At 64.3% G+C, this 24068-nt stretch carries 18 protein-coding genes and 4 tRNA genes; 2 read left to right on the top strand and 20 right to left on the bottom strand.

What is annotated here, in order from left to right; genetic code table 11:
• Window positions 1-72 precede the first annotated feature (72 nt).
• The 12 genes from rpoC to HDIA_RS07530 all read right to left on the bottom strand — a co-directional run bounded on the left by rpoC (window position 73) and on the right by HDIA_RS07530 (window position 14373).
• Window positions 73-4284 (bottom strand): DNA-directed RNA polymerase subunit beta', encoded by a 4212-nt coding sequence (rpoC, locus tag HDIA_RS07585; protein WP_099555619.1) that lies wholly within the window; start codon window positions 4282-4284, stop codon window positions 73-75.
• Between the two features lie 103 nt (window positions 4285-4387).
• Window positions 4388-8527 carry a DNA-directed RNA polymerase subunit beta gene (gene rpoB / locus HDIA_RS07580; RefSeq protein ID WP_099555618.1) on the bottom strand — a complete coding sequence of 1380 codons (4140 nt, stop codon included), beginning with the start codon at window positions 8525-8527 and terminating at the stop codon, window positions 4388-4390.
• Window positions 8528-8819: 292 nt separating this feature from the next.
• On the bottom strand, window positions 8820-9197 hold the full coding sequence (gene rplL, locus HDIA_RS07575) for a 50S ribosomal protein L7/L12 (RefSeq protein WP_099555617.1): 378 nt from the start codon (window positions 9195-9197) through the stop codon (window positions 8820-8822).
• A 58-nt stretch (window positions 9198-9255) separates the two neighbouring features.
• Complete coding sequence (gene rplJ / locus HDIA_RS07570) at window positions 9256-9774, bottom strand: 50S ribosomal protein L10 (protein WP_099555616.1); 519 nt, start codon at window positions 9772-9774, stop codon at window positions 9256-9258.
• Window positions 9775-10283: 509 nt separating this feature from the next.
• Window positions 10284-10985, bottom strand: coding sequence for a 50S ribosomal protein L1 (rplA, locus tag HDIA_RS07565; protein WP_099555615.1), 702 nt, complete (start codon window positions 10983-10985; stop codon window positions 10284-10286).
• Window positions 10986-10989: 4 nt separating this feature from the next.
• A complete protein-coding gene (rplK, locus tag HDIA_RS07560) occupies window positions 10990-11418 on the bottom strand; it encodes a 50S ribosomal protein L11 (RefSeq protein ID WP_099555614.1) in 429 nt (142 codons plus the stop codon).
• A gap of 204 nt (window positions 11419-11622) precedes the next feature.
• A complete protein-coding gene (gene nusG, locus HDIA_RS07555; protein ID WP_099555613.1) occupies window positions 11623-12153 on the bottom strand; it encodes a transcription termination/antitermination protein NusG in 531 nt (176 codons plus the stop codon).
• A 34-nt stretch (window positions 12154-12187) separates the two neighbouring features.
• Window positions 12188-12385, bottom strand: a complete 198-nt coding sequence (gene secE, locus HDIA_RS07550) for a preprotein translocase subunit SecE (RefSeq protein WP_099555612.1) — start codon at window positions 12383-12385, stop codon at window positions 12188-12190.
• A 113-nt stretch (window positions 12386-12498) separates the two neighbouring features.
• Window positions 12499-12574 (bottom strand) — tRNA-Trp (locus HDIA_RS07545).
• Between the two features lie 220 nt (window positions 12575-12794).
• Entirely contained in the window at window positions 12795-13985 is a 1191-nt protein-coding gene (gene tuf / locus HDIA_RS07540; protein ID WP_099555611.1) for an elongation factor Tu, read from the bottom strand.
• A 206-nt stretch (window positions 13986-14191) separates the two neighbouring features.
• Window positions 14192-14265, bottom strand: a tRNA-Gly gene (locus tag HDIA_RS07535).
• Between the two features lie 23 nt (window positions 14266-14288).
• Window positions 14289-14373 (bottom strand) — tRNA-Tyr (locus HDIA_RS07530).
• Between the two features lie 274 nt (window positions 14374-14647).
• Here HDIA_RS07530 and HDIA_RS07525 point away from each other — a divergent pair.
• Window positions 14648-15445 carry a TrmH family RNA methyltransferase gene (locus tag HDIA_RS07525; protein WP_099555610.1) on the top strand — a complete coding sequence of 266 codons (798 nt, stop codon included), beginning with the start codon at window positions 14648-14650 and terminating at the stop codon, window positions 15443-15445.
• 17 nt (window positions 15446-15462) lie between these two features.
• Here the strand turns inward: HDIA_RS07525 and HDIA_RS07520 are convergent, their stop codons facing one another.
• Window positions 15463-16365 carry a lysophospholipid acyltransferase family protein gene (locus HDIA_RS07520; protein WP_099555609.1) on the bottom strand — a complete coding sequence of 301 codons (903 nt, stop codon included), beginning with the start codon at window positions 16363-16365 and terminating at the stop codon, window positions 15463-15465.
• Window positions 16366-16630: 265 nt separating this feature from the next.
• Here HDIA_RS07520 and HDIA_RS07515 point away from each other — a divergent pair.
• A tRNA-Thr gene (locus tag HDIA_RS07515) sits at window positions 16631-16705 on the top strand.
• Between the two features lie 56 nt (window positions 16706-16761).
• Here the strand turns inward: HDIA_RS07515 and HDIA_RS07510 are convergent.
• The 7 genes from HDIA_RS07510 to HDIA_RS07480 form a co-directional block, all read right to left on the bottom strand.
• Window positions 16762-17556: a maleate cis-trans isomerase family protein gene (locus tag HDIA_RS07510; protein WP_245884194.1), complete on the bottom strand. Its 795-nt coding sequence runs from the start codon at window positions 17554-17556 to the stop codon at window positions 16762-16764.
• Window positions 17549-18991: an amidase gene (locus tag HDIA_RS07505; RefSeq protein WP_099555608.1), complete on the bottom strand. Its 1443-nt coding sequence runs from the start codon at window positions 18989-18991 to the stop codon at window positions 17549-17551. Before HDIA_RS07505 ends, HDIA_RS07510 begins: the two co-directional genes overlap by 8 nt.
• A 294-nt stretch (window positions 18992-19285) precedes the next feature.
• Entirely contained in the window at window positions 19286-20047 is a 762-nt protein-coding gene (locus HDIA_RS07500; RefSeq protein WP_099555607.1) for an aspartate/glutamate racemase family protein, read from the bottom strand.
• A complete protein-coding gene (locus tag HDIA_RS07495) occupies window positions 20044-21021 on the bottom strand; it encodes an oligopeptide/dipeptide ABC transporter ATP-binding protein (protein ID WP_173796199.1) in 978 nt (325 codons plus the stop codon). The genes HDIA_RS07500 and HDIA_RS07495 overlap by 4 nt, the downstream gene beginning before the upstream one ends.
• A complete protein-coding gene (locus tag HDIA_RS25825; RefSeq protein WP_099555605.1) occupies window positions 21011-21985 on the bottom strand; it encodes an ABC transporter ATP-binding protein in 975 nt (324 codons plus the stop codon). The genes HDIA_RS07495 and HDIA_RS25825 overlap by 11 nt, the downstream gene beginning before the upstream one ends.
• Window positions 21982-22860, bottom strand: coding sequence for an ABC transporter permease (locus HDIA_RS07485; RefSeq protein ID WP_099555604.1), 879 nt, complete (start codon window positions 22858-22860; stop codon window positions 21982-21984). Before HDIA_RS07485 ends, HDIA_RS25825 begins: the two co-directional genes overlap by 4 nt.
• Window positions 22850-23872 carry an ABC transporter permease gene (locus HDIA_RS07480; protein ID WP_099558761.1) on the bottom strand — a complete coding sequence of 341 codons (1023 nt, stop codon included), beginning with the start codon at window positions 23870-23872 and terminating at the stop codon, window positions 22850-22852. The genes HDIA_RS07485 and HDIA_RS07480 overlap by 11 nt, the downstream gene beginning before the upstream one ends.
• Window positions 23873-24068: the final 196 nt, after the last annotated feature.

The raw sequence follows: 24068 nt of genomic DNA, 5'->3' as shown, positions 1-24068 counted from the left end.
CTTTCATGCTGCACCAAAGAAAAGGGCCGCCCGGTGGGCGGCCCTTTCGTCGTTTCGATCGAGAGCGTTGGATCAGGCGGCGTCAGGCGCCGGCTGCTCGCTGGCCTCGGTCTGCATCGGCTTTTCGCCGGCCTCGCCGAGCGCCGACTTGCGACGCTCCTCGACGATCAACTCGTCGCGGCGCTTGGCAACCGCGCGGATGCGGTTCATGAGACCGCCCGTACCGGCCGGGATGAGGCGACCGACGATGACGTTCTCCTTGAGGCCTTCCAGCGTATCCGCCTTGCCGTTGACCGCGGCCTCGGTGAGGACGCGCGTCGTCTCCTGGAAGGAGGCGGCGGAGATGAAGGAACGCGTCTGGAGCGACGCCTTCGTGATGCCGAGCAGCACCGGGTTGAACGTCGCCGGACGCTTGCCCTCGGTGACCGCCTTCTCGTTGGTCTCTTCCACCTCGATACGGTCGAACTGCTCGCCCGGCATCATGTCGGTCTCGCCGCCCTCGATGATCTCCACCTTCTGGAGCATCTGGCGGACGATCACCTCGATGTGCTTGTCGTTGATGACCACGCCCTGCAGTCGGTAGACTTCCTGGATCTCGTTGACGAGATAGGCGGCCAGCGCCTCCACGCCCTTGATCGCCAGGATGTCGTGCGGCGCGGGGTTGCCGTCGACGATGTAGTCGCCCTTCTCCACGATGTCGCCTTCCTGAAGGTGGAAGTGCTTGGTCTTCGGGATCAGGTACTCACGGGTGTCCTGTCCGTCCTCATGCGGCTCGATGATGACGCGGCGCTTGTTCTTGTAGTCGCGGCCGAAGCGGATCGTGCCGTCGATCTCCGCGATGATGGCGTGATCCTTCGGGCGACGAGCCTCGAAGAGTTCAGCCACGCGCGGCAGACCGCCGGTGATGTCGCGGGTCTTGGCGCTTTCCAGCGGAATACGTGCAAGCACGTCGCCGGCGCTCACCTGCGCGCCCGGCTCGACCGACAGGATCGAGTCGACGGACAGCTGATAGCGCGCCTCGCCGCCACGCGGCGGCTTGGCGATCTTGCCATCGGGCCCCTTGATGATCATCGACGGCTTGAGGTCGGACGTACGGGCCGAACCGCGCCAGTCGATGACGACACGCTTGGTGATACCGGTCGCCTCGTCGGTCGTTTCCGACACGGACGCGCCTTCCACCAGATCCTCGAAGCCGACGATGCCGTCGACTTCGGTCAGCACCGGGCGGGTGTAGGGGTCCCACTCGGCGATACGCTGACCGCGCTTGACCTTGTCGCCGTCGTCCACATGCAGGCGCGAGCCATAGGCGATGCGGTGGGTCGACCGCTCGATGCCTGCGACATCGATGATCGCCACCGACATGTTGCGGCCCATGGCAATGAGCTTGCCGCTGGAGTCGCGCACGACGTTGCGGTTGCGGATGCGGATCTCGCCCTCGAAGGTCGATTCCATGAACGAGGTGTCGACCACCTGCGCCGCACCACCGATGTGGAAGGTACGCATGGTGAGCTGGGTACCCGGTTCACCGATCGACTGAGCCGCGATGACGCCCACCGCTTCACCCATGTTGACGGGCGTGCCGCGTGCAAGGTCACGACCGTAGCACTTGGCGCAGACGCCGATCTTGGTGTCGCAAGTCAGCACCGAGCGGATCTTAACCGACTGGATGCCCGACTTCTCGACGAGGTCCACATCCGGCTCCTCGATGAGCTTGCCGTTCGGCACCAGAAGCTCACCGGTGGACGGATGGATGATGTCCTCCGCCGCCGTACGGCCAAGAATGCGGTGACCGAGGGTCGCCACGATCTGGCCGCTGTCGACGATCGCCTGCATGCTGAGGCCGCCGGTCGAACCGCAATCGACTTCCGAGATGATCGAGTCCTGGGCAACGTCGACGAGACGACGCGTCAGGTAACCCGAGTTCGCGGTCTTCAGAGCGGTGTCGGCCAGACCCTTACGGGCGCCGTGGGTGGAGTTGAAGTACTCCATCACCGACAGGCCTTCCTTGAAGTTCGAGATGATCGGGGTCTCGATGATCTCGCCCGACGGCTTGGCCATAAGGCCGCGCATGGCGGCGAGCTGACGCATCTGCTCGCGCGAACCACGGGCACCCGAGTGGCTCATCATGTAGATCGAGTTCATCTGGACCTGACGGCCGTTCTCGTCCTTCTTGACGGCCTGAATCGCGGCCATCATCTCGTCGGCAAGGCGCGCGGAGCACTTGCCCCAGGCGTCGACGACCTTGTTGTACTTCTCGCCTTGGGTGATCAGACCGTCGTTGTACTGCTGCTCGAATTCCTTCGTCAGCGAACGGGTCTCCTCGACGATATCCCACTTGTTCGGCGGGATGACCATGTCGTCCTTGCCGAAGGAGATGCCGGCGCGGCAGGCGTTAGTGAAGCCCAGCTGCATGATGCGGTCACAGAAGATGACCGATTCCTTCTGGCCGCAATGGCGGTAGACGGCGTCGATCATCGCCGAGACCTGCTTCTTCGTCATGAGCTGGTTGCACACGTCGAAGGGCACGTTGTGGTGCTTCGGCAGAAGCTGGCCGATGAGCATGCGGCCGGGGGTCGTCTCGTAGATCTTCGAGACCGGATTGCCTTCCTCGTCCACGGTCTTGAAGCGGCCGCGGATCTTGGTGTGCATGGTCACGACCTTGGCGTCGAGAGCGTGCTGCAGCTCGCCGATGTCGGAGAAGGCCATGCCCTCGCCCGGCTCGCCCTCGGCCATGATCGACAGGTAGTAGAGACCCAGAACGATGTCCTGCGACGGCACGATGATCGGCGCGCCGTTCGCCGGGTGCAGGATGTTGTTGGTCGACATCATCAGCACGCGGGCTTCAAGCTGCGCTTCGAGCGACAGCGGCACGTGGACAGCCATCTGGTCGCCGTCGAAGTCGGCATTGAAGGCCGAGCAGACGAGCGGGTGCAGCTGGATCGCCTTGCCCTCGATCAGCGTCGGCTCGAAGGCCTGGATACCGAGGCGGTGCAGCGTCGGGGCGCGGTTCAGCATCACCGGATGCTCGCGGATGACCTCGTCGAGAATATCCCAGACTTCCGGACGCTCCTTCTCCACGAGCTTCTTGGCCTGCTTCACCGTGGAGGAGAAGCCCTTGGCGTCGAGGCGCGAGTAGATGAAGGGCTTGAAGAGCTCAAGCGCCATCTTCTTCGGCAGGCCGCACTGGTGCAGCTTCAGCTCCGGGCCGACCACGATGACCGAACGGCCGGAGTAGTCGACGCGCTTGCCGAGCAGGTTCTGGCGGAAGCGGCCCTGCTTGCCCTTCAGCATGTCGCTGAGCGACTTCAGCGGACGCTTGTTGGCGCCGGTGATGACGCGGCCACGGCGGCCGTTGTCGAACAGCGCGTCAACGGACTCCTGAAGCATGCGCTTTTCGTTGCGGATGATGATATCCGGCGCGCGCAGCTCGATGAGGCGCTTCAGGCGGTTGTTGCGGTTGATGACGCGGCGGTAGAGATCGTTGAGGTCGGACGTCGCGAAGCGGCCGCCGTCCAGCGGGACGAGCGGGCGCAGATCCGGCGGGATGACCGGCACGACGCTCATGATCATCCATTCCGGCTTGTTGCCGGAGGCCATGAAGGCCTCGATGATCTTGACGCGCTTGGCAAGCTTCTTCGGCTTCAGTTCGGAGGTCGATTCAATGATCTCCTGGCGAAGCTGGTCGGCGAGCTTGGCAAGGTTCATCGACGAGAGGATCTCGCGGATCGCCTCGGCGCCGATGAAGGCGGTGAAGCTGTCCTCGCCATACTGGTCCTGCGCGGTGATGTACTCCTCCTCGCTGAGAAGCTGGTGCAGCTTCAGCGGGGTGAGGCCCGGCTCGGTGACGACATAGTTCTCGAAATAGAGAATGCGCTCAAGATCCTTGAGCGTCATGTCGAGCAGCAGGCCGATGCGCGAGGGCAGCGACTTCAGGAACCAGATGTGGGCGACGGGGGCGGCCAGTTCGATGTGGCCCATGCGCTCGCGGCGCACGCGCGACAGCGTGACTTCCACACCGCACTTTTCGCAGATGACGCCCTTGTACTTCATGCGCTTGTACTTGCCGCAAAGACATTCGTAGTCCTTGATCGGGCCGAAGATGCGCGCGCAGAAGAGACCGTCACGCTCCGGCTTGAACGTGCGGTAGTTGATGGTCTCGGGCTTCTTGATCTCGCCGTAGGACCACGAGAGGATCTTCTCGGGGCTCGCCAGCGAAATCTTGATCTGATCGAATGTCTGGACCGGAGCCTGCGGATTAAAAAGGTTCATGACCTCTTGGTTCATCGGCTCTCTCCTTCAAATCGGGCAAAAGGCCCGGCGCGATTTTCGCGCCGCGGCCCTTGCCACCGAATAAATCGAATGGGCGACCTAGATTGGGACGGGCGGATTACTCCGCCGCGTCCGCTGGCTGATCGGGCAGATCCTGGTTGCCCTGATCCTTGGTGCTGGTCAGCTCGACGTTGAGGCCCAGCGAGCGCATTTCCTTGACGAGCACGTTGAAGCTCTCCGGAATGCCGGCCTCGAAGGTGTCGTCGCCGCGCACGATGGCCTCGTAGACCTTGGTACGGCCCGCCACGTCGTCCGACTTGACGGTGAGCATCTCCTGCAGCGTGTAGGCCGCGCCGTAAGCCTCCAGCGCCCAGACCTCCATTTCGCCGAAGCGCTGACCGCCGAACTGGGCCTTGCCGCCGAGCGGCTGCTGGGTGACCAGCGAGTAAGGACCGATCGAACGGGCGTGGATCTTGTCGTCGACGAGGTGGTGCAGCTTCAGCATGTAGATGTAGCCGACAGTCACCTGACGATCGAAGGTCTCACCCGTGCGGCCGTCGTAGAGGGTCGACTGGCCGGAGTTCTTCAGGCCGGCCCGCTCAAGCATCTCGACAACGTCCGGCTCGCGGGCACCGTCGAAGACCGGCGTCGCGATGGACACGCCGCGCTTCAGCTCACCGGCCAGCGTGACGATCGACTCGTCATCGAACTCGCCGACCTTCTCCGTCTTCGGGCTGCCCTGGTAGAGGTCGACAACCTGGTTGCGCAGCTCGGCGATCTCGCCGGACTGCTGGTAAGCCTCCAGCATCTTGCCGATCTTCTTGCCCATGCCGGCGCAGGCCCAGCCGAGGTGCGTCTCCAGAATCTGGCCGACGTTCATGCGGCTCGGCACACCCAGCGGGTTGAGCACGATGTCGACGTGGGTGCCGTCCTCCAGGAAAGGCATGTCCTCCACGGGAACAATGCGCGAGACCACGCCCTTGTTGCCGTGACGGCCGGCCATCTTGTCGCCCGGCTGGATCTTGCGCTTCACCGCGACGAAGACCTTGACCATCTTCATCACGCCCGGAGGCAGCTCGTCACCGCGCTGCAGCTTCTCCACCTTGTCGATGAAGCGCTGTTCAAGACGCTTGCGGCTTTCGTCGTACTGCTTGCGCAGGGCCTCGATCTCGCTCATGAGCTGATCGTCGGCAACGGCGAACTGCCACCACTGCGAGCGCGGATACTCGGCGCGAATCTCGGCCGAAATGGCCGTGTCCTTGCGGAAGCCCTTCGGACCGGCAACGCCGGCCTTGCCTTCCAGCATCTCGGCAAGACGGCCGTAGATGTTGCGGTCGAGGATCGCCTGCTCGTCGTCGCGGTCCTTGGCGAGACGCTCGATCTCCTCGCGCTCGATCGCCATCGCGCGCTCGTCCTTCTCCACACCATGGCGGTTGAAGACGCGCACTTCGACGACCGTGCCGGCGACGCCCGGGGGCAGACGCAGCGAGGTGTCACGAACGTCGGAGGCCTTCTCGCCGAAGATGGCGCGCAGGAGCTTTTCTTCCGGCGTCATCGGGCTTTCGCCCTTCGGCGTGATCTTGCCGATCAGGATGTCACCCGGCTGCACTTCAGCGCCGATGTAGACGATGCCGGCTTCGTCGAGGTTCTTCAGCGCTTCTTCCGAGACGTTCGGAATGTCACGCGTGATTTCCTCCGGACCCAGCTTCGTGTCACGGGCCATCACCTCGAATTCCTCGATGTGGATCGAGGTGAAGACGTCGTCGGAGACGATCTTCTCGGAGAGGAGGATGGAGTCCTCGAAGTTGTAGCCGTTCCACGGCATGAACGCGACGAGCACGTTCCGGCCGAGCGCCAGATCGCCGAGATCGGTCGACGGACCGTCAGCGATGATGTCGCCCTTCTCCACCACGTCGCCGACACGCACCAGCGGACGCTGGTTGATGCAGGTGTCCTGGTTGGAGCGCTGGAACTTCATCAGGCGGTAGATGTCGACGCCGGACTTTGACGGATCGGCCTCGCGGGTCGCGCGGATGACGATACGGGTGGCGTCCACCTGATCGACGATACCGGCGCGGCGCGCACCGATGGCCGCGCCAGAGTCGCGAGCGACGATGGCTTCCATGCCGGTGCCGACGAAAGGCGCCTCGGCGCGAACGAGCGGCACCGCCTGGCGCTGCATGTTCGAGCCCATCAGAGCGCGGTTGGCGTCGTCGTTCTCAAGGAACGGGATGAGCGCCGCGGCGACCGAGACAAGCTGCTTCGGCGACACGTCCATGAGGTCGACGCGCTCGCGCGGGGTCTGCATGACCTCGCCGGCGTGACGACAGATCACGAACTCGTTGGCAAAGCCGTTGTTGTCGTCGAGCTCGGCGTTCGCCTGCGCCACCGTGTACTTGGCCTCTTCCATCGCCGAGAGGTAGACGACCTCGTCGGTGACGCGGCTGTCCACCACCTTGCGGTAGGGGCTCTCGATGAAGCCGTACTTGTTCACGCGGGCGAAGGTCGCCAGCGAGTTGATCAGACCGATGTTCGGGCCTTCCGGCGTCTCGATCGGGCAGATACGACCATAGTGCGTCGGATGCACGTCGCGGACTTCGAAGCCGGCGCGCTCGCGGGTCAGACCGCCCGGGCCAAGAGCCGAGAGACGACGCTTGTGCGTGATCTCAGAGAGCGGGTTGGTCTGGTCCATGAACTGCGAGAGCTGCGAAGACCCGAAGAACTCGCGCACGGCGGCAGCCGCCGGCTTGGCGTTGATCAGGTCCTGCGGCATGACCGTGTCGATGTCGACCGAGGACATGCGCTCCTTGATCGCGCGCTCCATGCGCAGGAGGCCGACGCGGTACTGGTTCTCCATCAGCTCGCCGACCGAGCGGACGCGGCGGTTGCCGAGATTGTCGATGTCGTCGATCTCGCCCTTGCCGTCACGCAGTTCGACCAGCGTCTGGATGACCGAAAGGATGTCCTCCTTGCGCAGGATGCGGACCGTGTCCTCGCACTTGAGATCAAGGCGCATGTTCATCTTGACGCGACCGACGGCCGACAGGTCGTAACGCTCGGCGTCGAAGAAGAGCGACTTGAACATCGCCTCGGCCGTGTCGATGGTCGGCGGCTCGCCCGGGCGCATGACCCGATAGATGTCGAAGAGGGCTTCCTCGCGGGTCTCGTTCTTGTCGGCGGCCAGCGTGTTGCGGATGTAGCCACCCGTGTTGACGTGGTCGATATCGAGGATGGAAAGTTCCTCGAAGCCGGCGTCGACGATCTGCTGCAGGATCTTCGGCGTGATTTCCTCGCCGGCCTCGACATAGATCTCGCCCGTCTGCAGGTTGACGAGATCCTCGCCAAGATACGAGCCTTCGAGATCCTCGTCGGTGAGCTTCAGCGCCTTGAGGCCCTTGTCGGCAAGCTGGCGTGCGGCGCGCGCGGTCAGCTTGCGGCCGGCTTCCAGCACGACTTCGCCGCTGTCGGCGTCGATCAGGTCGCCGGTGATCTTCATGCCCTTCATGCGCGCCGGATCATACGGCATGCGCCAGCCGTCCGCGCTGCGGGTGTAGGGGATCTTGTTGTAGAAGGTGTCGAGGATTTCCTCGCCGTCGAGACCGAGGGCGAAAAGGAGGCTCGTCACCGGGATCTTGCGGCGCCGGTCGATACGGGCGTGCACGATGTCCTTGGCATCAAACTCGATGTCGAGCCACGAACCACGATAGGGGATGATGCGCGCGGCAAAGAGGAGCTTGCCCGAGGAGTGGGTCTTGCCCTTGTCGTGATCGAAGAAGACGCCCGGCGAGCGGTGCATCTGCGAGACGATGACGCGCTCGGTGCCGTTGACGATGAAGGTGCCGTTGTCGGTCATGAGCGGCATGTCGCCCATGTAGACATCCTGCTCCTTGATGTCCTTGACGGACTTGGCGCCGGTATCCTCGTCGACATCGAACACGATCAGACGCAGCGTCACCTTGAGCGGCGCGGAGAAGGTCATGCCGCGCTGGCGGCACTCGTCGACGTCATACTTGGGCGCCTCGAACTCGTAACGCACGAACTCGAGGAAAGACGTACCGGCAAAATCCGAAATCGGGAACACCGACTTAAAAACGGACTGAAGCCCCTCATCGGGGCGCCCGCCTTCGGGTTCATCGATCAACAGGAACTGGTCGTAGGAGGCCTTCTGCACCTCGATGAGGTTTGGCATTTCTGCGACTTCACGGATATCGCCGAAGAATTTACGAATCCGCCTGCGGCCGTTGAACGTCTGGGCCATTTTCGCTCCTCGTCTCCACCGGATCGGCTGACCGAAACCCGAAGAGACCGATCACTGCTGTCGGTCTCTGTTCGGGCTTGGGACAACCACCCCGGCGGTTCACTTGACAATCCCTGGCGCGGCCTCTGTCCTGTCCGGTCGGCCGTCGCGTCGGCCACCCCGGCAGGTCCTTCTGCCGCTTTCTGCTTCCGTTCGGTCCGCCCGCCATGCGAACCGCCGGTCTGCAATGATCCGGATCAATGGCTCCGGAAGGCCAAACGGGCGGGGCGACCAAGCGCCCCGCCCGGTCGGATCACTTGACCTCGACCTTGGCGCCAGCCTCTTCAAGCTGCTTCTTGAACTTCTCGGCTTCGTCCTTGGACACGGCTTCCTTGACCGGCTTCGGAGCGCCCTCGACCAGGTCCTTGGCTTCCTTGAGGCCAAGACCCGTGATCGCACGGACTTCCTTGATGACGTTGATCTTCTTGTCGCCGGCGTCGGCGAGGATCACGTCGAACTCGGTCTTCTCTTCGGCAGCTTCGACCGGAGCGGCAGCGCCGCCAGCCGCAGCAACGGCCACCGGAGCCGCAGCCGAAACGCCCCACTTCTCTTCGAGCATCTTCGAGAGCTCAGCGGCCTCGAGGACGGTCAGGGCCGACAGATCGTCGACCAGCTTGGTAAGATCAGCCATTTTCATACTTCCTTGAATGTCGGTTCGAACCTGTTTTCACATGAGACGAGGAACGGCCTCACGCCGCTTCGTCCTTCTTGGCATAAGCCCCAAACACACGGGCAAGCTGGCCTGCCGGCGCCTGAACGACACCCGCGATACGGGTGGCCGGCGTCTGAATCATGCCAACCAGCTTCGCGCGCAGTTCGTCCAGCGACGGCAGTGTGGCAAGCGCCTTCACACCGTCGGGATTGAGGTTGGTCGCGCCCATCGCGCCGCCAAGGATCACGAACTTGTCGTTGGCCTTGGCGAAGTCCGAGGCGACCTTCGGCGCAGCAACGGGGTCCGCCGAGTAGGCGATCACCGTCGGACCAGTGAAGAGATCACTGATGTGCTCTGCGTCCGTGCCTTGAAGAGCAAGCTTGACGAGGCGGTTCTTCGCGACCTTGACCGAACCACCGGCTTCCTTCATCTGCACACGCAAGGTCTGCAGCTGGGAAACGGTGAGGCCTTGGTAATGGGCGACGACGACAACGCCGGTGTCCTTGAACACCCCGTTGAGCGTATCGACCAGTTCCCGCTTTTCCGCTCTATCCACGGCCTGTCTCCAGATTTGATCCCCGCCCGGCGATGAAGCCCGACGAGAACCGGTTGCCATTGCCACTCAAGGCAAACACACTCCGACCGTCCCGAAGGTGCGGACAGAGGGTATTCCCCCAAGCGACACACGCTCATCCTGTCCGCCTTCCTGCACGACATGCGAGCAAGGCAATGGCAAGAGGTCCGAGCCGACTTCCCATGGGTACGGCCAAGCCGGTCCCATCAAAAATCGGTCATCCTCCCGTCTCATGCAGGCCCTCGGTGAAAGCGCAAGCGCCTTGGCGCAACCGCTTCGAAGTGGCTTAAACCGGAAAATCCGGCACCTGCAGTCTCGGACAGGTTTTGGCCGCGCGGGGGAAGCGAACTTCCTCCGCCGGCCAGACATCCCTTCGCGAACGAAGGGAAACTCAACTGTCGACCGCCACATCGCCCCGAAGGGCATGGCGGCCAGAGCGGATCAGGCGTCCCGCTTCACGAAGCGCCCGATCCTCAATTCGCTGTCGCCGATCAGGCCGACGCGGCGATCGACGAGACGTCGACCTTCACGCCCGGGCCCATCGTCGAGGACACGGCCACGCGCTGGACATAGGTGCCCTTGGCACCCGTCGGCTTGGCCTTCTGCACGGCGTCGAGGAAAGCCCCGATGTTCTCGGCCAGAGCCTCGGCGGTGAAGGACACCTTGCCGACGCCGGCATGAACGATACCGGCCTTTTCGACGCGGAACTCGACCGCGCCGCCCTTGGCGTCCTTGACAGCCTGGGCAACGTCCATGGTCACCGTGCCGACCTTCGGGTTCGGCATCAGGCCGCGCGGGCCCAGCACCTTGCCGAGACGACCGACGAGCGGCATCAGATCCGGCGTCGCGATGCAACGGTCGAAGTTGATGTTGCCGCCCTGGATCTGCTCCAGCAGATCCTCGGCGCCCACGATGTCCGCTCCGGCGGCCTGAGCCTCCTCGGCCTTTGCACCACGCGCGAAGACGGCAACACGAACCGTACGGCCGGTGCCGTTCGGCAGGTTGCAGACGCCGCGGACCATCTGGTCGGCGTGACGCGGATCGACGCCGAGGTTGATCGCGACCTCGATGGTCTCGTCGAACTTGGCGGTGGAACGCTCCTTCAGCATGCCGATCGCGTCGGCAAGGCCGTAGAGCTTGTTGCGGTCGATGCCCTCGCGGGACTTGGCGATGCGCTTTGCAATCTTGGCCATGATCTTACCCCACCACTTCCAGGCCCATAGAGCGGGCGGAGCCTTCGACCATGCGGGCGGCAGCCTCGATGTCGCCGGCATTGAGATCGACGAGCTTCGACTGCGCGATCTCGAGCACCTGGGCGCGCGTGACCGAACCGGCCGACGCCTTGCCCGGCGTCTTGGAGCCGGAAGACAGGCCAGCGGCCTTCTTCAGGAAATAGCTCACCGGCGGGGTCTTCATCTTGAAGGCGAAGGTACGGTCCGCAAAGATCGTGATCAGAACCGGAATCGGCATACCCTTTTCCATGCTCTGCGACTGCGCGTTGAACGCCTTACAGAACTCCATGATGTTCAGACCGCGCTGACCGAGCGCGGGGCCGATCGGCGGCGACGGGGTCGCCGAACCGGCAGGTACCTGCAGCTTCAGGTATCCGGTAATCTTCTTCGCCATCTTTTAATGCTCCCATTGTGCCTCGGAGCGAAGGGCTCCTCGGCGAGAGGTCGTGGTCGGGTCACGGAGACGCCGGCGAAAGCGCCAGTCCGTCAACCTCCCACGGATGAACCGCCAGACATGATGCTGGCGGATGCCGGCAAGGGCCTCGGCCCCTGCCCCACCCAAAGAAGAGCAGAGCCCTTCCCGGGATTTCGGTAACGATCAGACCTTCTCGACCTGACCGAATTCCAGTTCGACGGGGGTTGCCCGCCCGAAGATCGACACGGCCACCTTGAGGCGGGCCCGCTCGTCGTCGACCTCCTCCACCAGACCGTTGAAGGAGGCGAAGGGACCGTCGGCGACACGCACCTGCTCGCCGATCTCGAAGGAGATGGACGGCTTCGGCCTGTCGACCCCCTCTTCGACCTGCTGCAGGATCTGCATGGCCTCGCGATCGGGAATCGGCACCGGACGATTGTCGGAGCCGAGGAAACCCGTCACCTTCGGCGTGTTCTTGATGAGGTGATAGGCCTCATCGGTCATTTCCATGTGCACGAGCACATAGCCGGGGAAGAACTTGCGCTCGGCGTCGACCTTGCGGCCACGGCGCACCTCGACCACCTTTTCCGTCGGAACCAGGATCTGGTCGAAATAGTCTTCCAGCCCACGCTGCGCCACCTGCTCGCGAATCGCGTCGGCGACCTTCTTCTCGAAGTTCGAATAGGCGTGGACGATGTACCAGCGCTTGGCCATATGTCAGATTTCCCTGAACCTTCTCAGACGACCATTAGCTGCCGATGGCGAGCAGAAGGCGAACCGCCTCAGCCAGAATCTGGTCCACAGCCAAGAAGAACAGGGCCGCGACAATCGCCATCACGAACACGGTCACCGTGGTGATCATGGTCTCGCGCCGGCTCGGCCAAGAGACTTTCAGGGTCTCGGAGCGAACCTGCTGCAGGAACGTGAAGGGATTGGATTTTGCCATCAATCTGCTCATGCCAGTCCGGCGCGCGGATTCGCGATCCGCACGCCGTGCTAAAGAAGCCGTTATTTATATCGCGCGATAGCCGTATGCAAGCCCCGACAGGACTTAATTTTTGGCAGGGGCAGCAGGGCTCGAACCTGCGACCTGCGGTTTTGGAGACCGCCGCTCTACCAACTGAGCTATACCCCTAACAACGGCCAAGGGCCGTACCGCGCACCACGTGCGGGACTGTCTCTATTGAGATTCAGATCCGAATTCAAGACCTTCCTTCGCGGATTCTTGACCGGCCGAACCGAGGTCCCGGCGCCGGGCCGCAGGCCTGCCATGCACAGACCGCGTTCCCGACAAAAGAAGGGGCGTTGCGCACGCCCCTTCCGATTCTCACACCGTCGCAATCAGCGACCGGTCATCACTCGATGATGGATGCGACGACGCCGGCGCCCACCGTACGGCCGCCCTCGCGGATCGCGAAGCGCAGCTTCTCTTCCATGGCGATCGGAACGATCAGCGAGACTTCCATCGCCACGTTGTCGCCCGGCATCACCATTTCCGTACCTTCCGGCAGCGTCACGATGCCCGTCACGTCCGTCGTGCGGAAGTAGAACTGCGGGCGGTAGTTGGTGAAGAACGGCGTATGACGGCCGCCTTCTTCCTTCGTCAGGATGTAGGCCTCGGCCTTGAACTTCGTGTGCGGGGTCACAGAACCCGGCTTGCAAAGAACCTGGCCGCGCTCGACGTCCTCGCGCTTGGTGCCGCGAAGCAGCGCGCCGATGTTGTCGCCAGCCTGCCCCGAGTCGAGCAGCTTGCGGAACATCTCGACGCCGGTGATCGTCGTCTTGACGGTCGGACGGATGCCGACGATCTCGACTTCCTCACCCACCTTGACGATGCCGCGCTCGACACGGCCGGTCACCACGGTGCCGCGACCCGAGATCGAGAACACGTCCTCGATCGGCATCAGGAAGGGCTGGTCGACCGGACGCTCCGGCTGCGGGATGTAGGCGTCGACCTGGGTCATCAGCTCCATGATCGCGTCTTCGCCGAGCTTGGCGTCGCCGTCTTCCAGGGCCACCAGGGCCGAACCCTTGACGATCGGAATGTCGTCGCCGGGGAAGTCGTAGGACGACAGCAGCTCGCGAACCTCGAGCTCGACGAGCTCAAGAAGCTCCTCGTCGTCGACCATGTCGCACTTGTTCAGGAACACCACGATCGCCGGAACGCCGACCTGACGGGCGAGCAGGATGTGCTCGCGGGTCTGCGGCATCGGGCCGTCGGCAGCCGAAACCACCAGGATCGCGCCGTCCATCTGCGCAGCGCCGGTGATCATGTTCTTCACATAGTCAGCGTGGCCGGGGCAGTCGACGTGAGCGTAGTGACGGTTGGCCGTCTCGTACTCAACATGCGCCGTCGAGATCGTGATGCCGCGCGCCTTCTCTTCCGGAGCCGCGTCGATCTGGTCATACGCCTTGAACGTCGCGCCGCCAGCCTTCGCCAACACCTTCGTGATCGCCGCCGTCAGAGACGTCTTGCCGTGGTCAACGTGCCCGATCGTCCCGATGTTGCAGTGCGGCTTCGTCCGCTCGAATTTTTCCTTAGCCATTGACGTCGCTCTTTCGTCTTTGCCTGTTGTTCTTCAGTGGTCTCAAAAACCGATCGCCGGATCTTGCAAACGGGACTTCATTCCAAAGTCCGGTCAGCAAGAGCCGGCGCTATCGCGACGCCTTATAGCGCCGCCACACAAATATTCCACCCCTGCCGAGAAGCAAGAGCGGACAAAAAATCAGAAACCGGGCGTTTGGGAAGAAATGGAGCGGGTGAAGGGAATCGAACCCTCGTATTCAGCTTGGAAGGCTGCTGCTCTACCATTGAGCTACACCCGCATACGCCGGCCGCTGATCAAGGATGGTGGAGGGGGTTGGATTCGAACCAACGTAGGCATAGCCAACGGATTTACAGTCCGTCCCCTTTAGCCACTCGGGCACCCCTCCAGTTTCCCATCGGCGACGACCAAGCGTCTGGATGGTCAACAAAATCCGACCGCCCTGCCGGGCCGCCGAATTTCGTGGCGCTTTATGGCGGCTCATATCCGGCCTGTCAACGCCCTTTTCGCGTTGATCGCAACTTCGCCATCAGGCGCTCAAATCGGGCGGCAGCACCTGAGGAAAACGTCAGGGCGACCGCATGTCGTCGGGCATATTTTTGCCCCGAGAAACCGTGCGTTCGCGCTGGCGGCAGCGCGGCCCGGGCGATATAAGCAGCGCCATGTCCAACGATACCAAGCCACACACCAGACGCCGCCCGGCGACGTCCTCCCCCTATCCGAAGCGCAAGAAGCGCGAGCGCGAGGCGGGGCACGTCCTCTATCTCTACGGCCTGCACACCGTGGAACTGGCGCTCAAGAACCCGCGCCGCAAGGCGATCCGGCTGCTTGCGACCCTCAATGCCGAGGCCCGTCTCAGGGAGCGGTTCCCGGACGGATTGCCGCTGGAGCCGGAAAACGCCTCGCCGCCGGCGCTCGACCGCCTGCTCGGCTCCGATGCGGTGCATCAGGGCGTGGCGCTGGAAGTGGAGCCCCTGCCCGCGCTGAAAACCCGCGATCTCGGCGACGCGCGGCTGGTGCTGGCGCTCGACCAGATCACCGATCCGCACAATGTCGGGGCGATTCTTCGCACGGCGACGGCGCTCGGTGTCGATGCGGTGATGACGACGGCCCGCCACAGTCCGGCCGAATCGGGCGTGCTGGCAAAGTCCGCTTCGGGCGCGCTCGACATGATGCCGATCATCGAGGTGCGCAACCTCGGCGATGCGCTGGAAGACGCAAAGGCCGAAGGCTTCCAGGTGGTGGGCCTCGACAGCGAGGGGCCGGAAAGCCTTGAGGAGACGGAGCTTCGCGCGCCGGTGCTTCTGGTGCTTGGCGCCGAGGGCAAGGGGCTGCGCCAGCGCACGCGCGAAATCTGCGACACGCTCGCCCGGCTCGACATGCCAGGCCCGATCAAGAGCCTCAACGTCTCCAACGCCTGCGCCCTCTCCCTTTATGTCGTGCGCCGGGCGATCGGCTGACGCTCGCGAGAGCGTCGTCAGTCGCCGCCAGCCGTCGCGGCGGTGTTGAAATCCGGCTCGGACAGCGTGTTCGGCAGCGTCACGCGACGATGGGGCGCCAGCGAGAAGACGGCCTGCTGCAGACGCGTCAGCAGCGTCTTGCGGTCGCGGATTGTCTGAAGCTCGGACCATGGCAGCACCGGCCCGACGACCGCCCTGATCGCGCCGCCGCGCATTCTCCAGAACTCGCCGACGAGCATGGCAAGGCGCAAGGTCAGCGAGAAGCGGCTGACCCAGTGGAAGAGCCGGCTGTTCTGCCCCTCGAACCAGACGGGGAGCACGTCGGCGCCAACGTCCTGCACCAGCTTGGCGCAGAAGATCTTCCACGTCAGGTCCTCGGCACGGCCGAAGACGCGTTCGGCGGTCGCAACGCCGCCTGCCGGAAAGATCACGATCGTGACGCCTTCGCGGGCGAGCCGTGTCGCCTCCTTGCGCGTTGCCAGATTGACCGCCGCCGCCTGCCGGTCCTCGCGAAAGGAAATCGGCAGCGAATAGGCCTCCATCTCTGGAATCTTGAGAAGGTCCTCGTGAATGAGGACCCGGAACGGGCGGCCTAGCTGCTCGGCAAGGGACAGAATGGCCGCGCCATCGCCGATGCCGAAGGGATGGTTGGCGATCATCACCAATGGCGCCCCGGGAGACATGGCAGGCGGCCAACACCCCCGGACATCAAGATCGATGCCCACGAGTTCGAGCATGCGAGCAAAGGCGCGCGAGGCGTCCGCCTGCGTCTCGTTGCGCCAGATGCCGTAGAGCCTCAGCAGCGGGCGCCGGCCGTTCATGGCCTCGATGACGCGGATGATCTTTCGCCGTGCCCAGGGATCGTCGGGATTGGCGTAGGAAATATCGCTCCCGGCAAGGGAATCCGTTTTGGTCTGCATGTCGTTCGCCCCGTCAAGATTCGGCAAATTACGACGGGGACATGACAATTAACTGACAGAGAAAGCTCTTTCGTTTCAGATGATTGCGGAGTTCATGACACCCGGCGCCGGCCATCTCGATGACGCCGGTGCGAAATTTGACAGGCGCGGCAGACGCCCGGCGAAACGCTGGCGGGCCGGAAAGACCGCTGCGGGCTTGAAATCGTCAGGGGCTGCGGCTATTGCGTTGGGCATTCGTCGGGCAGCTTTGAAGCCTTGCCCGCGGGCCGGCATAGCACAGCGGTAGTGCAGCGGTTTTGTAAACCGAAGGTCGGGAGTTCGATCCTCTCTGCCGGCACCATTTTCTCCGTTCATTCGATTGTCTCCATTCAATCGATCATGGCGCATCGACGCCACTCAGGCCGAGGCACGCCCTTGCATGCCGGCGTTGGTCCCGGCTTCGAACAATCGCCCATAGCCCTTGATGCAGGATGGCGGCAGACCGGCCGCCTCCAACGCGCCATAGAGCGCGGTCGCGATGCTGTCGTGGATCGAGACGTCGAGGCGCTCTTCCAGGTCGGCAACGAGCGGCGCACCGATAAGGTTGGTGCAGAGGATCGAGATAGCCTGAGGCCCGTCGGCGGCGACCGCCTCGATAGCCTCGGCGATGGTTTCGCGCGTCACGACACCAAAGCTGAAGTTGTCGCGGATGCCGAAATGGCGCTCGGCGATCACCTCGACACCCTCGCGGGCAAAGCCGGCGACGATCGCCTGCTGCACGTCGTCGGTATAGGGCGTGACCAGCCCGATGCGGGTCTCGGCCCGCGCCCGCAGGACATCGAAGAGCGAGAGGACCGATGTCGAGGCCGAAATGCCCGTCACCTCGGTGATCCGCTCGCAGAGCCTTCGGTCCGCGTCCAACCCGAGCCAGCCGGCGCTGGTGCCGTTCCAGGTGATGGCGTCGACCTTGGCATCGGCGAGGAGTTCGGCCGCCGCCAGCATCGGCCGGTCGTCGAACTGGCCAAGGGCCGCCGCATCGAGGCCGATCGCGGTGACGCGGAAGCGGGCGAAATGAACACTGATGTCGGGCACGCCGGCCAGCATCGCAGCCGTCACCGGCTCCAGCACGGTGTTGGACGACGGGGTGAGCATGCCAAGGCGGACCTGGCGCGACGAGGTTGCCCTGGGGGCGGAAACAGACGCTTCAGACATGGACGGGAGCCATCTTCATTTGGGGCTGGAACAGGCGCTCGAAAGCGGCGGCGGCCGAGATGACGATGCCGTCGCCGAGATGCGGGCCGACGATCTGGAGGCCGACAGGCCAGCGACCGTCGACATACCCGCAGGGCACGCTCGCCGCCGGCTGGCCGGTGAGGTTGAAGGGCGAGGTGAAGGGGCACCAGGCATCGGGGCCAACCGGAACGCCGGCGATTTCCTCCGGCCCCGTCCTGTCGGCCGCGAAGGGCAACAGCGGCAGCGTCGGGGTCAGAATCAGGTCCGTGCCGGCCATGACGCGTGCCATGGCATTGGCGAAGGCCTTGCGGACGGTGATGGCGTCCGTCGCCGCTTCCAGCGGCAGGCTCGTCTTGAGGAAGCCCTGCACCGCAGGCGTCAACTCCGCTTCTCGCCCGGCCGCGATACGGCGCATCCCGGTGAGATCCGTTTCCAAAGCGATGATCCGCTGGAAGGCTTCCTCCAGGTCGATCTCCGGCGGCCCGCTGACGGCAAGTTCAAGACCGTAGACCTCGGCAAAGCGCTCCACCGCCTCGGTGACGATTGCCTCGACGCGCGGGTCGATGGGCTGGTCACGCCAGCGCGGCCAATAGGTGACGCGAAGGCCGGGCATCAGGGGCGTTGCGACGGCCGCGTTGTAGTCGACATCTCCGGCGGGCAGCGACCAGCGGTCGCGCGGATCGGGCCCGGCGAGCACCGAGAGCATCAGCGCCATATCGGTGACGTTGCGCGCCATCGGCCCGATGTGTTCGATCGATTCCCAGCCGGAGACGCCAGGCAGCGTTTCGTCGCGGCACCCCGGCCAGACCGGCACGCGGCCCATCGACGCCTTGATGCCGGCAAGGCCGCAGAAGGCGGCAGGAATGCGGATCGAACCGCCGCCGTCGCTGCCGATCGCGAGCGGCACGACACCGGCGGCAAGCGCCGCGCCCGATCCGGCGCTGGAGCCGCCGGGCGTTCGCGCCAGATCCCACGGATTGCGGGTCACGGGAAAGAGCCTGTTGCAGCCGTGCGCACCGAAGCCGAATTCGGCGGCGTTGGTCTTGCCGAGAATGACGGCGCCTGCCGCACGCAGGCGCTCGACGACGATGTCATCGTCCTCGGGGATGAAATCGGCATAGAGCGCGGACCCGAAGGTCGTCCGCATGCCCTTCGTCATCACGAGGTCCTTGATGCCAACGGGAACGCCCGCCAGCGGTCCGGGACCCTCTCCGGTCGCGATCCTCGCATCCACGGCGGCAGCCTCGGCAAGCGCGCTTTCCGGCGCCAGCGTGGCGAAGGCATGGATCTCGGGCTCGAGTTTTTCGGCGGCGGTAAGCGCGGCTTTTGTCATGTCTACGGCGGTGACCTTGCCGGATTTGACGAGCGCGACGATGTCCGTTGCCGAGAGGTTGGAATAGTCGGAAGGGGTCATGGATTTTCTCGAAGAAGGGTCATTCGAAGATTGGGCATACCTGGTCCTCATTGCCGGTGCAGGGCGGAGATTCTGTCTCGGATCATCATCATCCGTTGTTTGTCGTCATTCCCGCGAAGGCGGGAACCCAGCGTTCCACGGGGACGAGGGGCAATATCTGTTTCTGGTTCCGACGCGCAGCGTTCAAACCTCGATCCTCCAGAAGTGTCGTCTCTGCCGACGGCTGGGTTCCCGCCTTCGCGGGAATGACGACAAACAACAGGGCCGACGGGAGAGGATAGGAAATCACTGATGTCACACCGTCGCCACGTCGCCGCCCGCCAGAAGCTGCGACAGAGCGGGCGGCAGGCCGGTGGAGGGTTTCGGAGCCGGACGACGGTAGGACCCCGCCCTCGCCTTTCCGGCGCCAAGACCGACGAGAAGTTCCGCCTGGCGTACCGCCGCCGCCGTGCCCTCGATAACCGGTACGGGAATGCGCGTCTTGACTGTCCCGGCGAGGCCCGCGAGCGGCGCACCGGCCAGCACGATCACGTCGGCGCCGTCTTCCTCCACCGCCTTGCAGGCAAGATCGACGAGAAGATCGGCCTTTTCCTCGGGCACGGAACCGATCGAACGGAAGGAACCGTCCAGCAACCGGATGCTCGCCAGCCGGTCGAGAAGCCCGTGGGCGGCGACGCATTCGCGGTACCAGGGTCCGAGCGCGGTGGCGAAGGAGACAATCGAAAATCGGTGGCCGAGCATGCAAGCGGTCAGCATCCCGGCTTCCGCAAGGCCGACGACGGGCACATCCATCAGTTCGCGCGCGCCGCCGAGACCCGGATCGCCGAAGGCGGCGATGATCGCAGCATCGAAAGTGCCGGACAGTTCCGCCAGCGCCTCCAGCACCATCGCCCCGCCGATCACGGCCTCGGCCCGGGTCGCGATATAGGGAACGCCTTTTGCCACGGTGAAGGGAATGATTTCCGTGTCGGGTGCTGCCGCCTTGCGCGCCACGGCCAGCATGCGCTCGGTGACATCGACGGACGTATTGGGATTGAGCAGCAAAAGGCGGGTCATGAGGCAATTCCGGGTGTGACAATGAGATGGCAGGCGGCGAGATGCGCCTCTCCCGCCGGGAGAAGCTCGGGCATTTTCCGGGTGCAGAGCGGCACTTCGACCGGGCAGCGGCCGGCAAAGCGGCAGGCGTTCGGATCGGGATCGATGGGGCTCGACGCCGTTCCCTCCAGCCTCTGGATCTTCTCGCCGCGCCGGGCCGGGTCCGGAATCGCGGCAATCAGCGCCTTGGTGTAGGGGTGCTGCGGATTGCGGAAGACCGCGTCCGCCGGGCCGCTTTCGACCACCTTGCCGAGATACATGACGACGATGCGGTCGCAGATCAGCCTCACGACGTTGAGGTCGTGGCTGACGAAGAGATAGCTCATGCCGAGCCGGTCCTTGAGGTCGCCAAGAAGCTTCAGGATCACCGACTGCACTGAGACGTCGAGCGCGGAGGTCGGCTCGTCGAGGATCAGGAGCTTGGGCCTAACCACGATTGCACGGGCGATGCCGACACGCGCCTTCTGGCCGCCCGAAAGCTGGTGCGGGTAGCGGTGCGCCAGCGCCCTTGGCAGGCCAACATCGTCGAGGGCCTCAAAGGCCAGTTCCTCTGCACGGGCGGCGCTGGTTGCCGGAAGCAGACGCCGGATGGGATCCATCACCGCCGCAAGCACCGTGAAGGCCGGATTGAGGCTTTCATTCGGGTCCTGAAAGACGATCTGGATCGCCGCCCGCTCCGGCGAGCGGGCAAAGCGGTGCTCGGGGATGGCGCCGATGTCGGTTCCGGCAAAGGCGAGCCTGCCGCCGGTCGGTGTCGTCAGGCGGGCGACGAGCCGGGCGAGCGTGGACTTGCCGCAGCCCGATTCCCCTACGAGGCCTACACTTTCGCCCTCGCCGATCGCAAGGCTGATGCCGTCAACCGCATGCAGACGGCTGCCCCGCCGGCCATGGCGGACGGGATAGAGCTTCGAGATCCTTTCGGCCTCAAGCAGCATGGGCGGCCTCCTCCGGGTGATGGCAGCGGACCGAATGCGCCGCGCCGACATCAAGAAGCGGCAGTGGACCGACGTCGCAATCGCTCTTGTGGTTCGGGCAACGGTCGCGGAAGCGGCAGGGAAAGAGCTCTCCGCGAAGGTCCGGCAGGTTGCCGGGGATCGCCGCGAGGTCTTCGAGGCTTTCGGCCGACTTCGGCGTCGCCGCGAACAGCCGCTTTGTGTAGGGGTGGCGGAGATCGGAAAAGAGCCGGCCGGTCGGCGCCGTCTCCACCACATGGCCCGCATGCATGACCATAACCCGGTCGCAGTATTCTCCGGCAAGCGAGAGGTCATGGGTGATGACGATTGCGCCCATGTCGCTCTCGTCGACGAGCGCGCGGATGAGGTCCATGACGATCGCCTGGGTGGTGACATCGAGGCCGGTCGTCGGCTCGTCGGCAATCAGCAATCCCGGCGAACAGGCGAGCGCCATGGCGATCATGACGCGCTGGCACATGCCGCCCGACAATTCGAAGGGATAGGCGTGATAGCGGCGTTCCGGGTCCGGGATGCGGACATGGGCCAGCGCCTCGATTGCCCTCGCCCTTGCCTCGCGGCGCGGCACCGGACCGTGGCGGACGAGCACGTCCTCGATCTGGTGCCCGACCTTCTTGATCGGGTTTAGCGCCGTGCGCGGGCTCTGGAAGATCATCGAGATCTCCCGTCCCCTGAGGCTGTCGACGCCGCTGCCGAGGAGATCGATGCCGCCATAAGTCATCGTGCCCGAGCGGATATCGGCGGCGGCATCAAGCAGCCCCATGACGGCGTAGGAGAGCACCGACTTGCCGGAGCCGCTCTCGCCGACGATGCCGAGAATCTCGCCCTTGCCGACGGAGAAGGAGACGTCTTCCAGCGCCTTCACGCGGCCGTGGCGCGTCTTGAAATCGAGGGTCAGGCCCTCGACGGAAAGGAGTGGCGGTCTCATGTCCGTCCTTTCGGGTCGGCCAGGTCGCGAAGCCCGTCGCCGATGAGGTTGAAGCAGAAGACAGCGGTGACGAGGGCGGCGCCGGGGAAGACAAACGTCCACCACTCGCCGGAGAAGATGTAGGAGGCGCCCTCGGACACCATGATCCCCCACTCCGGGGTCGGCGGGCGAACGCCGAGGCCGATGAAGCTGAGGCCGGCCGCGTTGAGGATCGCCCAGCCGAGATTGAGCGAGGCCTGCACCATCATGGTCGGCAGGATGTTCGGCACGATGTGGACGAAGAGCGTGCGCCAGCGCCCGTTGCCGCCGGTGCGGGCCGCCTCGACGAAGGCGAGTTCTCTGCGCACGTTCACCTCCGCCCGGGCGAAGCGCGCATAGAAGGGCAGATTGATGATCGCGGTTGCCAGCACGATGTTGGTGACGTTGTTACCCAGCGCCGCGACGATGCCCATGGCGAGCACGAAGAGCGGAAAGGCCATGATGGTGTCCATCAGCCGCTCGATGGCCAGATCGACATAGCCGCCGATCATGCCGGCAAGCGAGCCGAGCATCGTGCCGACGAAGAAGGCGAGCGCCACGGCACCGGCGGCCATGCCGAGGTCCAGGCCCGTCGCGACCAGCACGCGCGAGAGAATGTCCCGTCCGAGCGCGTCGGTGCCGAAGGGATGGGCGGCGGACGGCGGCACGAGGCTGGCCGTCGCGTCCGTCATCAGCGGATCATAGGGCGCCACATAGGGGCCGATGATCCCGATCACGACAAAGAGGAGAAAGAGGACGCCAGCAAAGAGCGTCACCTTGTTTTCGAACAGCGCGTGGCGGACATCCTTGAGGGCCCGGCGCCAGCGCGAGGCGGGCGGAGCGGCATCAACCGTCATAGCGGACCCTCGGATCGATGGCCGTCGCGACGAGGTCGACGGCAAGGTTGAGGAGGACGTAGAGGATCGCCATCACGAGGACGAAGCCCTGCACGGCGGCATAGTCGGAGGCGATCACGGCGTTGACGGCATAGGCGCCGATCCCCGGCCAGGCGAAGACCTGCTCCACCAGCACGTTGGCACCGAGGAGGAAGGAAAAGACCATGCCGAGCACGTTAACGATGGGCAGCATGGCGTTGCGCAGCGCATAGCCGATCAGGATGCGCGGCTTCGACAGGCCCATGGCGCGGGCGGTGCGGCAAAAGTCGCTCGAAAGCGCCGCCAGCATCGAGGCCCGCGTGATCCGGGCAATCGGGGCCAGCGCGAAGAGGCCGAGTGAGATGGCCGGCAGGACGATCTGCGACAGCGCGCCCCGGAAGGCCTCCAGGTCGCCAGCGATCAGCGTGTCGACGAGATAGAAGCCGGTGACCGGATCGGGTGCGGAAAAATAGATTTCGTCGAGGCGGCCGAGCGGCTGCGGCGCCCAGTCGAGCTTGTAATAGAAGATGAAGACCAGCACGAGCGCGACGAAGAAGGTCGGAAAGGCCGCCCCCACCGTGACGATGATGCGGCAGAGATGGTCGGCGAGCGAACCCTGCTTCACCGCTGCCAGCAGCCCCAGCGGCAAGCCGATGGCGAGCGCGAAGATCAGCGCGGCGGTGGTCAGTTCCATGGAGGCCGGCAGCCGGGTGGCAAGGTCGTTGAGAACCGGCTGACCGCTCGACAGCGACGTGCCGAGATCTCCCTCCGCGATCTTCTCGACATAGTCCACGAACTGGAAGACGAGCGGCTTGTCGAGGCCGAGACGGGAGCGAATGTCGGCGATGCTCTCGGGCGTCGCCGAGGAGCCGGCATAATAGGCGGCCGGATCGCCGGGCAAGGCGCGGGCAAGCAGGAAGGTGACAATCACCACGCCCACGATGCTCGGCAGGGCGGAGACGATCCGCCGTCCTATGACGAGAAGGGTCTTCATCGGATTTCCCGTTCGGTCCAGATCCGCCGTGTTCGTCATGGTCCGCGAAGGCGGACCATCCACGTCGACATGCAAGAGGATTGTCGTTGCCTGCTCTTGCAGGCTGGACAGTCGGTATGCGCCGGGCGTCGAAACACTTTGCTTTCGTGGATGGTCCGCCTTCGCGGACCATGCCCGCAGTTCAAGCAACGTTGTT

Source organism: Hartmannibacter diazotrophicus (assembly GCF_900231165.1).
Taxonomy (GTDB): Bacteria; Pseudomonadota; Alphaproteobacteria; order Rhizobiales; family Pleomorphomonadaceae; genus Hartmannibacter; species Hartmannibacter diazotrophicus.
The sequence above is the reverse complement of the archived record's forward strand: the minus strand, read 5'-3'. Positions and strand labels throughout refer to the sequence as shown.